Origin of the sequence: Streptomyces sp. HNM0574 (genome assembly GCF_012726235.1) — a bacterium.
GTDB lineage: Bacteria > Actinomycetota > Actinomycetes > Streptomycetales > Streptomycetaceae > Streptomyces.
The window spans coordinates 1-13,305 of the sequence record NZ_JAASAH010000022.1 but is presented as its reverse complement, the minus strand read 5'-3'; the positions used below and the strand labels follow the sequence as shown (position 1 = coordinate 13,305).

11 protein-coding genes are annotated in these 13,305 nt (G+C 72.9%); 9 read left to right on the top strand and 2 right to left on the bottom strand.

Going from position 1 to position 13,305, the window contains the following annotated elements; genetic code table 11:
- Positions 1 to 9 precede the first annotated feature (9 nt).
- The 6 genes from HCC30_RS26485 (at position 10) to HCC30_RS26460 (ending at position 6,001) form a co-directional block, all read left to right on the top strand.
- Positions 10 to 495, top strand: a complete 486-nt coding sequence (locus HCC30_RS26485) for a DUF3499 domain-containing protein (protein ID WP_169445479.1) — start codon at positions 10 to 12, stop codon at positions 493 to 495.
- A 218-nt stretch (positions 496 to 713) separates the two neighbouring features.
- Positions 714 to 2,072, top strand: a complete 1,359-nt coding sequence (locus HCC30_RS26480; RefSeq protein WP_169445409.1) for a phosphomannomutase/phosphoglucomutase — start codon at positions 714 to 716, stop codon at positions 2,070 to 2,072.
- Between the two features lie 87 nt (positions 2,073 to 2,159).
- Positions 2,160 to 2,330: a Trm112 family protein gene (locus HCC30_RS26475; protein WP_169445407.1), complete on the top strand. Its 171-nt coding sequence runs from the start codon at positions 2,160 to 2,162 to the stop codon at positions 2,328 to 2,330.
- Between the two features lie 110 nt (positions 2,331 to 2,440).
- Complete coding sequence (locus tag HCC30_RS26470; protein ID WP_169445405.1) at positions 2,441 to 3,694, top strand: SIS domain-containing protein; 1,254 nt, start codon at positions 2,441 to 2,443, stop codon at positions 3,692 to 3,694.
- A 106-nt stretch (positions 3,695 to 3,800) separates the two neighbouring features.
- Positions 3,801 to 5,012 (top strand): mannose-6-phosphate isomerase, class I, encoded by a 1,212-nt coding sequence (manA, locus tag HCC30_RS26465; protein WP_169445403.1) that lies wholly within the window; start codon positions 3,801 to 3,803, stop codon positions 5,010 to 5,012.
- Between the two features lie 44 nt (positions 5,013 to 5,056).
- Complete coding sequence (locus tag HCC30_RS26460; protein WP_169445402.1) at positions 5,057 to 6,001, top strand: cation diffusion facilitator family transporter; 945 nt, start codon at positions 5,057 to 5,059, stop codon at positions 5,999 to 6,001.
- Between the two features lie 82 nt (positions 6,002 to 6,083).
- Here the strand turns inward: HCC30_RS26460 and HCC30_RS26455 are convergent, their stop codons facing one another.
- Positions 6,084 to 8,174 (bottom strand): fructose-specific PTS transporter subunit EIIC, encoded by a 2,091-nt coding sequence (locus HCC30_RS26455; RefSeq protein ID WP_346776822.1) that lies wholly within the window; start codon positions 8,172 to 8,174, stop codon positions 6,084 to 6,086.
- A gap of 395 nt (positions 8,175 to 8,569) precedes the next feature.
- Between HCC30_RS26455 and ahcY the strand changes: the two genes are divergently transcribed.
- Together ahcY and HCC30_RS26445 are read left to right on the top strand one after the other, a co-directional pair.
- Positions 8,570 to 10,027, top strand: coding sequence for an adenosylhomocysteinase (ahcY, locus tag HCC30_RS26450; RefSeq protein WP_169445400.1), 1,458 nt, complete (start codon positions 8,570 to 8,572; stop codon positions 10,025 to 10,027).
- A gap of 277 nt (positions 10,028 to 10,304) precedes the next feature.
- Entirely contained in the window at positions 10,305 to 10,919 is a 615-nt protein-coding gene (locus tag HCC30_RS26445; RefSeq protein ID WP_169445398.1) for a hypothetical protein, read from the top strand.
- 67 nt (positions 10,920 to 10,986) lie between these two features.
- Here HCC30_RS26445 and HCC30_RS26440 read toward each other — a convergent pair whose 3' ends face one another.
- A complete protein-coding gene (locus HCC30_RS26440) occupies positions 10,987 to 11,901 on the bottom strand; it encodes an RDD family protein (protein ID WP_169445396.1) in 915 nt (304 codons plus the stop codon).
- Between the two features lie 87 nt (positions 11,902 to 11,988).
- Here HCC30_RS26440 and HCC30_RS26435 point away from each other — a divergent pair, with 87 nt between their 5' ends.
- The gene (locus HCC30_RS26435) at positions 11,989 to 12,996 is read left to right on the top strand and encodes a stage II sporulation protein M (RefSeq protein ID WP_169445394.1); all 1,008 of its coding nucleotides are present in this window, start codon (positions 11,989 to 11,991) and stop codon (positions 12,994 to 12,996) included.
- The last annotated feature ends 309 nt before the right edge of the window (positions 12,997 to 13,305 follow it).

Genomic DNA, 13,305 nt, shown 5'->3' with positions numbered 1-13,305 from the left:
GGTCGGACCATCCACGCGAACCGGACGACACGGGGGAGTGAGCTCGGGGAGAGTCGTCGCAGGCCGCTCGCGAGTGCGGTACGGTCCAACGTCGTGAGCCCTGTACGTCGCTGTTCGCGCACCGCATGCGGCCGTCCCGCCGTCGCGACGCTGACGTACGTCTATGCGGACTCGACGGCCGTCCTCGGTCCGCTCGCCACCTACGCCGAACCCCACTGCTACGACCTCTGTTCCGAGCACTCGGAGCGGCTGACCGCGCCGCGCGGCTGGGAGGTCGTGCGGCTCGCCGTCGACAGCGGGCCCGTCCGCCCCAGCGGGGACGACCTGGAGGCGCTGGCCAACGCCGTCCGCGAGGCGGCCCGTACGCCGCAGCGCCGCGACCCCACGGCCGCCGCGCCCTCGGACGCCGTCGGCGGTCCCGACGGGCGGGACGCCGACCCGATGGAGGTCGCCCGCCGCGGCCACCTCCGCGTCCTCCGCTCGCCCGAGCAGTAGGCCAGGGCCCCGCTTCTCCTCCGCGCCGCTTCGCGGGCACCCGGTGTTGGCCGGGAGCGTACGGTCCGTTCGGATGCCGTTGATCCACTGCGGGTAGATTTGGGTCCCCCGACCGGGGCGACGGTCCGATCTGCCCGCACCGCGGGTGCCGGGCCCGGAAGCGCACACAGCAGGACCCGACCAACGGGACCGCAGAGGACTCCAGGAGAGGGCTGGCCGTGGTGGATCTGTCTCGGATCGTGAAGGCGTACGACGTGCGCGGTGTGGTGCCGGACCAGTGGGACGAGGCGCTCGCCGAGCTGTTCGGGGCCGCCTTCGTGCAGGTCACCCGGGCCACGGCGATCGTCGTCGGGCACGACATGCGGCCCTCCTCGCCGGGCCTCGCGCGGGCCTTCGGGCGGGGCGCGGCCGGGCGGGGCGCCGACGTCACCGAGATCGGCCTGTGCTCCACGGACGAGCTGTACTTCGCCAGCGGCCGCCTGGACGTGCCCGGCGCGATGTTCACCGCGAGCCACAACCCCGCGCAGTACAACGGCATCAAGATGTGCCGGGCCGGCGCGGCGCCCGTCGGGCAGGACACCGGGCTGGCCGACATCCGCGCGCTGGTCGAGGAGTGGAGCGCGAACGGCCTGCCCGCGACGGACGCGGCACCCGGCACGGTGACCGCGCGGGACGTGCTCGGCGACTACGCGGCACACCTGCGCTCGCTGGTGGACCTGACCGCGATCCGCCCGCTGAAGGTCGTCGTCGACGCGGGCAACGGCATGGGCGGGCACACCGTCCCGACCGTCTTCGAGGGGCTGCCGCTGGAGCTGGACGCGCTCTACTTCGAGCTCGACGGCACCTTCCCGAACCACGAGGCGAACCCGCTCGACCCGCGCAACATCGTCGACCTCCAGCAGCGCGTCCGGGACACCGGCGCCGATCTCGGCCTCGCCTTCGACGGGGACGCCGACCGCTGCTTCGTCGTCGACGAGCGCGGCGACCCGGTCTCCCCGTCGGCGATCACCGCGCTGGTCGCCTCGCGCGAGCTGGCCAAGGCGCCGGGCGCCACCGTCATCCACAACTGCATCACCTCGTGGTCCGTGCCCGAGGTGGTGAAGGAGAACGGCGGCACCCCCGTCCGCACGCGGGTCGGCCACTCGTTCATCAAGGAGGAGATGGCCCGCACCGGCGCCATCTTCGGCGGCGAGCACTCCGCGCACTACTACTTCCGCGACTTCTGGAACGCGGACACCGGCATGCTCGCCGCGCTGCACGTCCTCGCCGCGCTCGGCGGCCAGAGCGGCCCGCTCTCCGGCCTCGTCGCCCAGTACGACCGGTACGCCGCCTCCGGCGAGATCAACAGCACCGTCGAGGACCAGCCCGGCCGCGCCGCCGCCGTCAAGGCCGCCTACGCGGGACGGGACGACGTCAGCCTCGACGAGCTGGACGGGCTGACCGTCACCGCGGACGACTGGTGGTTCAACCTCCGCGCCTCCAACACCGAGCCGCTGCTCCGGCTGAACGTCGAGGCCCGGACGGCGCCGCTGATGACCGAGGTGCGCGACGAGGTCCTCGCCCTCGTCCGCGCCTGAGCGGCGGGGGCCGCCGGGCGAACGGTCCCGGGCGCCCGGCGGTACCCTGGCCAGCACAGTCGCCAGCCTGCCGAAAGGGACGTATCCATGCCGCTCGAAGCCGGTCTCCTCGAGATCCTCGCCTGTCCGGCCTGCCACGCCCCGCTCCGTGAGCAGGACGAGGAGCTGCTGTGCGAGGGCCCCGAGTGCGGGCTCGCCTACCCCGTCCGGGACGGCATCCCCGTCCTGCTCGTCGACGAGGCCCGCCGCCCGGCCTGACGCCGGCCGGCCTCAACTGCCGCCGCGCGCCGGGCTCCTGGCGCCGGTTCCGGCGCGCCCGCGGCAACACCACACCGCAGCAAGGCAGTCGACCGAAAGGTCTGGGGAGAATGCTCGACGAGTCGGTACTCGACAGTCCCGAGGCCCTCGTCCGCGCCGACGCGCGCGGCCTGCTGCGCGGCGTGGCCGAGGCCGGAGCCCGGGTCCGTACGGGCGCCCGGCGGGCGGCCGAGGCGGGCCTGGCCGAGCTGCGCCCCGAGGGACGCCCGCGCGCCGTGCTCCTCGCCGGTACGGGACCGGCCGCCGCCTGCGCCGCCGACCTGCTCGGAGCCCTGGTGGGCGGCGCCCTGCCGGTCACCCTGATCCGGCCCACCGGCCCCTTCGTCTCACCCGGCGCGCTGACCTGGACGCTCCCCGGCTGGGCCGGACCGTACGACCTGCTGCTGCTCGCCACCCCCGACGGCTCGGAAGGGGGCCTGGCGGCGCTCGCCGACCAGGCGTACCGGCGCGGGTGCAGCGTCGTCGCCGTCTCGCCGCCCGGGGCGCCGCTGGCCGGGGCGATCGGGCAGAGCCGCGGGCTGCACGTGCCGCTCGCGCCCGAGCTGTACGCGCCCTTCGCCGAGCCGGGGTCGTACGAACCGGCCGAGTCCGCGGGGACGGTCGCCGGTGCCGGGCAGCGCGCCGGCGTCGCCGACTCGCTGGAGATCCCCGGTGTCGCCGAGCCGCCGCAGCCGCTGCCCGCCGCCCCCGGCGAACTGTGGGCGCTGCTCACGCCGCTGGTGATGCTGGCCGACCGGCTCGGGCTGCTCCCCGGCGAGCCCGGCGGGGCGCCGCTGGACGCACTGGCCGACCGGCTCGACCGGGTCGCCGAACGCTGCGGGCCCGCGATCGACGTGGACAGCAACCCCGCGAAGAGCCTCGCCGCCGAACTCGCCGACACCCTGCCGCTGTGGTGGAGCGACGGCGCCGTCGCCGGTGCCGTCGCACGGCACGCGGCCGGCACGCTGACCGCGCTCCCGGGCCGCCCCGCGCTCGCCGCCGCGCTGCCGGAGGCGATGGGGCAGCACGGGGCGCTGCTCCAGGGCTCGTTCGGCGGTGACGCCGGGCCGGACGACTTCTTCCGTGACCGCGTCGAGGAGCCGGAGAGCCTGCACGCCCGCGTCGTCCTCGTGCGCGACGGCGGGACGGCGGAGGACGGTGCTTCGGCCGCCGGCGCCGCGCGGGACCTCGCGCACACGCACGGGGCGCCGCTGACCGAGCTCGCCCCGGCCGAGGACAGCGGCCCGCTGGAGACCGCGGCGGAACTGATCGCAACGGCCGATTTCGCCGCCGTTTACCTCCTGCTCGCCGCGCACGACGCATAGTGATCCCGGCCTCCGGGCCCCGGGAGAGCACCGCGCGGCCCGGACCGACAGACCCCGCCCCGGGAACCGAGCCCCGGGCACACCGAGCAGCGATGCGGAGCACCTCATGGACCCTCTACAGAACACCGTCCGGCCGTACGCCTGGGGCTCCACGACCGCGATTCCCCAGCTCCTCGGCGTCCCGCCCACCGGAGAGCCGCAGGCCGAGATGTGGTTGGGCGGCCACCCCGGGGCGCCCTCGCTGATCGACCGCGGCGCGGGCCCGTCCCCGCTGCCCGGGTGGATCGAGGCCGACCCGGTGCGGGAGCTCGGGCCCGAGTCCGTGCGCGCGTACGGGGCGAAGCTGCCGTTCCTGCTGAAGCTGCTCGCGGCCGGCTCCCCGCTCTCCCTCCAGGTGCACCCCGACCCCGAGCAGGCCCGTGAGGGCTTCGCCCGCGAGGAGGCCGCCGGGGTGCCGGTGGACGCGCCGGAGCGGAACTACAAGGACGAGGGGCACAAGCCCGAACTCATCTGCGCCCTCACGCCGTTCGACGGCCTGTGCGGCTTCCGGCACCCGTCCGAGGCCGCCGATCTGCTCGCCGGTCTCGACGTCGACGGGCTCAAGCCGTACGTCGACATCCTGCGCGCCAACCCCGAGGGCGGCGCCCTGCGCGAGGTGCTCACCGGCGTCCTCACCGCCGACCGCGAGGAGATCGCGGAGACGGTCGGGCAGGCCGCCGTCGCCGCCTCCGCGCTCGCGGCCGACGCCGACGGCGCGTACTCCGGGCCGTACGCCACCTGCGCCTCGCTCGCGCAGGCCTACCCCGGGGACCCGGGCGTCATCGCGGCGATGCTGCTCCACCACGTACGCCTCCAGCCCGGCGAGGCGCTGTACCTGGGGGCCGGGGTGCCGCACGCGTACCTCAGCGGGCTCGGCGTCGAGATCATGGCCAGTTCGGACAACGTGCTGCGGTGCGGGCTCACCCCGAAGCACATCGACGTGCCCGAACTGCTGCGGATCGTCCGCTTCGAGCCGTCCGACCCCGGAATCCTGCGCCCCGAGGCGGGCCCGGACGGCGAGGAGCTGTACGAGACCCCGGTCGGCGAGTTCCGGCTCTCCCGGTACGTCCTCGCCCCCGGCGGCAGCGTGCCCGAACTCGGCTCCCGCGCACCGCAGATCCTGCTGTGCACCTCGGGCCGCGCCGTGCTGCACGGCGAGCGGGACGGGGGCGAGGAGGAATTGGCGCTCGTGCCCGGTGGGTCCGCTTATGTGCCCGCGGGCGAGCGGGTCCGCCTCTCCGGTGACGGTACGCTCTTCCGCGCCACGGTGGCCGTCTGAGACGCGGCTGCCCCCAGGAGCACGGAAAGGGACCCCCGACTCGCATGAGTGCATCAGGCGGAACAAAGGCGATTGTTGCCGCGCTCGGCGCCAACCTGGCCATCGCGGCGAGCAAGTTCGTCGCCTTCGCCTTCAGCGGCTCGTCGTCGATGCTCGCCGAAGGCGTCCACTCGCTGGCCGACTCCGGCAATCAGGGACTGCTGCTCCTCGGAGGCAAGAGGGCCAAGAGAGAGGCCAGCGAGGAACACCCCTTCGGGTACGGCCGCGAGCGCTACATCTACGGCTTCCTGGTCTCGATCGTGCTCTTCACCATCGGCGGCGTCTTCGCGCTGTACGAGGGCTACGAGAAGATCAAGCACCCGCACGAGCTGGAGCACTGGTACTGGCCGGTGGGCGTGCTGGTCTTCGCGATCATCGCGGAGTCCTTCTCGTTCCGGACCGCCATCAAGGAGTCCAACGAGGTACGCGGCAGGCTCAGTTGGAGCCAGTTCGTCCGCCGGGCCAAGGCGCCCGAGCTGCCCGTCGTCCTGCTGGAGGACCTCGGCGCGCTCGTCGGCCTGGTCCTCGCGCTCGGCGGCGTCGGCCTCGCGCTGATCACCGGCAACGGCGTGTGGGACGGCGTCGGCACGCTCTGCATCGGCGTGCTGCTCGTCGCGATCGCGATCGTGCTGGCGGCGGAGACCAAGTCGCTGCTGCTCGGCGAGTCCGCCGACCCGGCCGAGCGGGAGAAGATCCGCGACGCGGTCGTCGACGGCGAGACCGTCACCAGCGTCATCCACATGAAGACGCTGCACCTGGGTCCCGAGGAGCTGCTCGTCGCCGCCAAGGTCGCGGTGCGGCACGACAATTCGGCCGCCCAGGTCGCGGAGGCGATCGACGCGGCCGAGGCCCGCATCCGCGAGGCCGTGCCGATCTGCCGCGCCATCTACCTGGAGCCGGACATCTGGCGCGAGGAGCGCGCCGGGACCGGCGCGAGCGCGACGGCCTGAGCCCGGACAGCGGCGGGGCCCCGCCCGGACTTTCGGTCCGGACGGGGCCCCGCCGCGTTGCTCAGGCCTCAGCGGCCCCGCGTCACCGGATCTCGGCGAGGATCTCCAGCAGCGCGTCCTCGCCCTCGGCGGCCAGCAGCCGCTGCCGGTAGTCGGCGTCGATCAGCTTCCGGGACAACCGCGCGAGCACACGCAGGTGTTCGTCCCCGGCGGCCGCCTCCGGCACCGAGATCATGAACACCAGGCGCGCCTTCGTCCCGTCCGGGGCGCCCCACTCGATGCCCTCGGCGGACCGCGCGAAGCCGACGACGGGCGCGGTGACCGCGTCCGTCTTGGCGTGCGGCACGGCGATCTCGTCGCCCAGGCCCGTCGTGCCCTGCTCCTCGCGGGCGAGGGCGACGCGGACCAGCTCGTCCACGTCCGCCACCTTGCCCGTACCGGCGAGGAGCCCGGCCATCTCCCGGACCGCCGCCTCCTTCTCGTCCGAGCCCAGCCACTCCCGCACCGACCCGCGCGTGAGATAGCCGGAGAGAACCTCGGGGGTCTGCTCCGGGGCCTGCCCGGGGGCCTTCTCCGGAGCCGCGACCGCCGCTTCCGGGGCGGCGGTCGAACCGCCCGCGCCGACCGGGACGGCGACCGCCCCGGCGAGTACGGCGGCCTCCGGTACGTCCGCCTCCGCCTCCCGGGCGGCCTCGTTCCGGCCCACGGACAGCAGGGCGGCGGTGGCCAGCGCGGTGACCGCGGTGCCGACGGCGATCGCGACGAAGAACATCGCCACCCCGTCGACCGCGCCCAGCAGCGCCACGATCGGGCCGCCGTGCGGCACGTTGCCCGCCACGGAGGCGAGACCGGCGACGGCGCCGGCGGCGGCCCCGCCCAGCATGTTCGCGGGGATCACGCGCGCGGGCCGCGCCGCGGCGAACGGGATCGCGCCCTCCGTGATCCCGAAGAAGCCCATGAACAGGGCCGCGTACCCGGTCTCCCGCTCCTGCGCGGTGAAGTACCGGCGGCGCAGCAGCGTCGCGATGCCCTGGCCGAGCGGCGGCACCGGGATGGCGGCCGCGCACATGCCCATGACCTCGGGGTTCTTGGAGACCAGCCCGGCGCCGAAGAGGAACGCGGTCTTGTTGACCGGGCCGCCCATGTCGAACGTGATCATCAGCCCGAGGATGATGCCGAGCAGCGCGGCCCCGGTACCGGTCATGCCGCCGAGCCAGGACGTCAGATGCTCGAACACCCAGGAGATGGGGCGGCCGATGACGTAGATGAAGAACAGTCCGAGCGCCGAGGACGCCAGGATCGGGATCACGATGATCGGCATGATCGGCTGCGCGAACTTGGGCACCCGGACCTTCTTGATCCACTGGACCAGATAGCCCGCCAGGAAGCCCGTGACGATCGCGCCGATGAAGCCCGCGCCCGACTCGGAGTCGTACAGCTCACCGGTGTTGGCGATCCAGCCGCCGATCATGCCGGGTACGAGTGCGGGCCGGTCGCCGATCGCGTAGGCGATGTACCCGGAGAGGATCGGCACCATCAGCGTGAAGCCGATCGTCCCGATGTCGTTGACGTGCTTCCAGAACGAGCCGTCCGGGATCACGAGTCCGCCGTCGGCCTGCGGACTGCCGCCCAGCGCAAGGGAGATGGCGATCAGCAGACCGCCGACGACCACGAACGGGATCATGTACGAGACGCCGTTCATCAGGGCCTTGTACGTCGTCCCGCGGCCGCGCGGCTTCTTGCCGGGCGCCGCGGTCTCCGCACCGCCGGAATCCCGAACTCCGCTTCCGCTTCCGGCTGTTGCGGCGCCGCCGTGCACGGGCGCGTCCCCGACGCGGTCGATCAGTCCGTCCGGATCGCTGATCCCCTCGGCGACGCCGACGACCAGCAGCCGCTTGCCCGCGAAGCGTTCGCGGTCCACGTCCTTGTCGGCGGCGATGATCACGCCGTCGGCCTCGTTGATATCGTTGTCAGTCAGCACGTTCTCCGAGCCGATCGAGCCCTGCGTCTCGACCTTCATGCTGACCCCGCGGGCCTCGGCGGCCTGCGTCAGCTTCTCGGCTGCCATGTACGTATGCGCGATGCCGGTCGGACAGGCGGTCACCGCGAGCAGCCGCAGCCCTGGACCTGCCTCCTGCCGCGGCTCCCCGTTCGAGCCGTCGGAACTGGTCACGTCACATCTCCTTGATCTGCGCTGCCGTCAGCGTGCGGGTGTTTACCGGCGTTGAGGTGGGAAGGCTCGTACGGACTGCCGTACGGGCGGCCGAAAACCGACCCAGTGTCGCCCTTGGGACCGGCCCAGGCAATCCGCTCGTCCGGACGAGCGGTGTAGATTCGTATGAGCACAGTCGTCGCTGCTGATGGCGGTCGGCCGGCCCGCGCTGCGGGCCACCGAGGGAGAGAGGGCCTCCGACGGACTGAGCTGCGGCCAAGGGACACGTATGTCCGTACGCGTGTGGTCGGCCGCTCCTGGCGTGAAGCCGGGGGTGACCGCTGCCACACGGGCAGCCTGGGCGCCGCAGCACGGACCAGCAAGCCACAACCTCGAGACCGAGGAGAGCAGCTCGCATGACGACGACCTCCAACGGCCAGGACTTCAAGGTCGCGGACCTCTCGCTGGCGGCCTTCGGCCGCAAGGAGATCACCCTCGCCGAGCACGAGATGCCCGGCCTGATGGCGATCCGCAAGGAGTACGCCGCTGAAAAGCCCCTCTCCGGCGCCCGTATCACGGGTTCGCTCCACATGACCGTCCAGACCGCTGTCCTGATCGAGACCCTCGTCGCCCTGGGCGCCGAGGTCCGCTGGGCGTCCTGCAACATCTTCTCCACGCAGGACCACGCGGCCGCGGCGATCGTCGTGGGCCCGAACGGCACCCCGGAGAAGCCGCAGGGCGTTCCGGTCTTCGCCTGGAAGGGCGAGACCCTGGCCGAGTACTGGTGGTGCACGGAGCAGGCCCTGACCTGGCCGAACGCCGCCACCGGCGGCCCGAACATGATTCTCGACGACGGCGGCGACGCCACGATGCTCGTGCACAAGGGCGTCGAGTACGAGAAGGCGGGCGCCGCCCCGTCCCCCGACACCGCGGAGAACGACGAGCACCGCGTCGTCCTCGAACTGCTGAACCGCACCCTGGGTGAGAACAAGCAGAAGTGGACGCAGGTCGCCTCGGAGATCCGTGGTGTCACGGAGGAGACCACCACCGGTGTCCACCGGCTCTACGAGATGCAGCAGGCGGGCCAGCTGCTGTTCCCGGCGATCAACGTGAACGACGCCGTCACCAAGTCGAAGTTCGACAACAAGTACGGCTGCCGCCACTCGCTCGTCGACGGCATCAACCGCGCCACCGACGTGCTCATCGGCGGCAAGACCGCCGTCGTCTTCGGCTACGGCGACGTCGGCAAGGGCTGCGCCGAGTCCCTGCGCGGCCAGGGCGCCCGCGTCATCGTCACCGAGATCGACCCGATCTGCGCCCTGCAGGCCGCCATGGACGGCTACCAGGTCGCGACGCTGGACGACGTGGTGGACACGGCGGACATCTTCGTCACCACCACGGGCAACAAGGACATCATCATGGCCTCGGACATGGCCAAGATGAAGCACCAGGCGATCATCGGGAACATCGGCCACTTCGACAACGAGATCGACATGGCCGGCCTGGAGAAGATCCCGGGCGTCGTCAAGGACGAGATCAAGCCGCAGGTCCACACCTGGACCTTCAAGGACGGCAAGACCATCATCGTGCTGTCCGAGGGCCGCCTGCTGAACCTGGGCAACGCCACCGGCCACCCCTCGTTCGTGATGTCCAACAGCTTCGCCGACCAGACGATCGCCCAGATCGAGCTGTTCACGAAGCCGGAGTCGTACCCGACCGACGTCTACGTGCTGCCCAAGCACCTCGACGAGAAGGTCGCCCGCCTCCACCTGGACGCGCTCGGCGCCAAGCTCACCACGCTCCGCAAGGAGCAGGCCGACTACATCGGTGTCCCCGTCGAGGGCCCGTACAAGCCGGACCACTACCGCTACTGAGCGGCACGGAACGGCACCGGTCACGGTCGGCCCTTCGGGGCCGCCGTCCCCCGGTGAGTCCCCGTTCCCGGTGACCCACCGCACGCGGTGAGCTCACCACCCCAGGCGACCTCCCGGCCGTGGCTGCGACGGCCGGGACGGACGCCGAGTGAACCCGCCGGGCCGAGCCCGCAGGGAACAGACCCGGGTGCGTCCGCGCACCGGCCCGAAGGCCCTCGTCTCCTCTCCGGACGGGGGCCTTCGGCCTGCTCAGGGCCGCGCACGTAGAGTCCCTCCCATGCCCCGCGGCCGCTATTCGCTCCACGACCCGCACGATCACGCCCCCCTCGGTGACGAGCACTTCCAGTGCGCCACCGGCCCCTCCGGCTGGCGCTACGTCTCGCAGATCACCACCCCCTCCGGCGATCACGCGGGCTCCGTCGACCTCGCCGTCGACGAACTCGGCCGCCCCCTCCGCCTGGAGATCCACGCGGGCAGCTGGCGCGTACGCGGCGGCGTCATGGACGGCGTCAGCTGGGTACGCACCGACCCCACCGGCGAGCACGCCCAGGAGGGCCACGCCGCCGCGCACTCCTTCACGGGCGCCTCGCCCGCCTTCCTCGTCGCCACGGCACGGCTGCTGCGCCTCACCCCCGGCGCCGACGCCACCCGCGTCCGCCTCGTCTCCCTCGCACCCCCCGTCCTCGCGCCCCGCACGCTCGACCAGTCCTGGGCCCTGCTGGACACCGAAGCACACGCCACCGACAACGGCCCGCTGACGGTGGAGAACTACCGGGTCAGCGAGGTCGGCACCGGCGAGCAGGCCGCGATCCACCTCGCGGGCGACGTCGTACTGGCCGCGCCGGGAATCGAGCTGGAGGAACTCGAGAACCCGCCGTCCGTCTTCCCCTGACCTCTCGGCCCTCCGGCCGGCGGCCCCAACCGGCCCGCCCCGCACGGCCGTTGGCCACCCGGCCCGCTCAGGCCGGCGGCACGAACCCCGTCGCGGACCCGCCACCCGGGCCCGCGTCCCGCTCCTCCGGCACCGGAGGAGCGGCAGACGCCCGGACGGCGGAATCGCGCTCCCCACCGGCCCGCGACGCCGGAGCCACGACCGCATCCGGCCCCGGGGCCCGCTCGAACTGCCCGGCCCCGAAGGCCCGTTGGGCTTCCCTGCGCTGCCGCTCCGCCAGCACGCCCGCCAGATACGCGGGCGCCGGCAGGCCCTCCGGCGCGGGCGCGCCCGTCCATGCGGCGACGTCGGCCGCGAGCCGCCCGGCCATCGACCGGCCGACGTCGGCGTCCAGCTGCCCGGCCCGGGTCAGGTACTGCCGCACCGCCAGCCACAGCCCGTCCGGCACCCGCGAGAGGTCCAGCCCGTCGAAGCTCCCCGCCTGCCCGGGCGGCGCAGGCGGCACCGGCGCCCCCTGCGCCGCGGGCACCCGCTCCCGTACGACGAGGGCGCCCCCGAACACGTCACCGAGCCTGCGCCCGCGCGCGGACACCAGCGAGGCCGCGCAGGCGATCACCCCGAAGGACATCTGGATCTCGACGAGCCCGGTCGCCCCGCGCACCAGCGCGTGCCGGAACCGCACCGGCCCGCCGTCCTCCCGTACGACCCGCAGCCCGCACAGCAGCTTGCCCACCGACCGCCCCTGGCTCAGCGTCTCCACCGCCACCGGCACCCCGACCAGCACCAGCAGGAACAGCCCGACCTGCACCGCGGCCAGCGCCGCGTCGTCCAGGGACGCGGTGACGGCCAGCAGCGCGAGGGACAGCAGCACGTACAGCGTCCAGGCGAGCACCAGATCGATGCAGACGGACAGCGCCCTGCTCGGCAGCCGCGCCGGCTGGAGACCGAGTACGACGGCGTCACCCGTGACGAGTTGGCTCACCCTGAGTCCTCTCGGAGCGCGGTTGCGGAGGCCGGACCTGTGCCCACAGTCTGCAGTTCCCCGGTAGCGATCTGCCAAGCTCTCCCCATGGACCTCGACGTCTTCGTCTCCGCACACCGGGCGGAGTGGGACCGGCTGGACGCCCTGCTGCACCGCCGCACCCGGCTGACCGGGGAAGAGGCGGACGAGATGGTCACGCTCTACCAGCGCGCGGCCACCCACCTCTCCCTCGTCCAGTCCTCCGCGCCCGACCCCGCGCTCACCGGCCGCCTCACCACCCTGGTGGCCCGGGCCCGCAGCGCGGTGACCGGACCGAGGAAGTCGACCTGGCGGGACGCCGCCCGGTTCTTCACCGCCGGCTTCCCCGCGGCCGTCCACCGCAGCCGCCACTGGTGGATCCCCACGGCGCTGCTGTCGATCGTCGTCGGCACCCTCATCGCCTGGTGGGTCGCCACCCACCCCGAGGTACGCGCGAGCATCGCGGCCCCCGACGAACTGCGCCGCATGACCCGCCCCGGCGGCGACTACGAGTCCTACTACTCCAGCCATCCCGCCACGTCCTTCGCCGCACAGGTGTGGACGAACAACGCCCAGGCTGTCGGCATCTGCCTGGTCTTCGGCACCCTGCTCGGCATCCCGGTGCTGTGGGTGCTCCTCCAGAACATGCTCAACCTCGGCATCGGCGTCGGCCTCATGGCGGACGCGGGCCGCCTCGACACCTTCCTCGGCCTCCTCCTCCCGCACGGACTGCTCGAACTCACCGCCGTCTTCGTCGCCGCGGGTACGGGACTGCGGCTCGGGTGGACCGTCATCGATCCCGGGCCGCGCAGCCGACGCGTCGCCCTGGCCGAGGAGGGCAGGGCCGCGATCGGCATGACCATCGGCCTCGCCGCCGTCCTCTTCGTCTCCGGCGCCATCGAAGGCTTCGTGACCCCGTCCGGCCTGCCCACCTGGGCCCGCGTCACGATCGGCGTGACGGCGGAGGCGCTGTTCCTCCTCTACGTCCACGTCCTGGGCCGCCGCGCGGTGGAAGCGGGGGAGACGGGGGACGTCGCGGGGGCGGACCGGCCGGCTCCGGTACCCACCGCGGCCTGATGTGCGCCGGGCCGCAACCACCTGTTACTGTTCTCGCCGCCCCGGAAAACCGTTGACAGCGGTAAGCCGCGGCCGTAGATTCGAACAGTTGCCTAGAGCTTTTGACGAGCTCGGCGCAGACAGTTAGAGTCTTCACCGCTTCGAAAAGCGAAATCCGGATTACTGGAATTCAGCCCGAGAAGCACCCTGCCGACAGGGGTCGGAAAAGGTTCCCGGACCGGAAACGGAACGGAAAACGGATCTGATAGAGTCGGAATCGCTTCGAAAGCGGGAGACGGGAAACCGGAAACCGCAGAGAAGCGGCCCGGA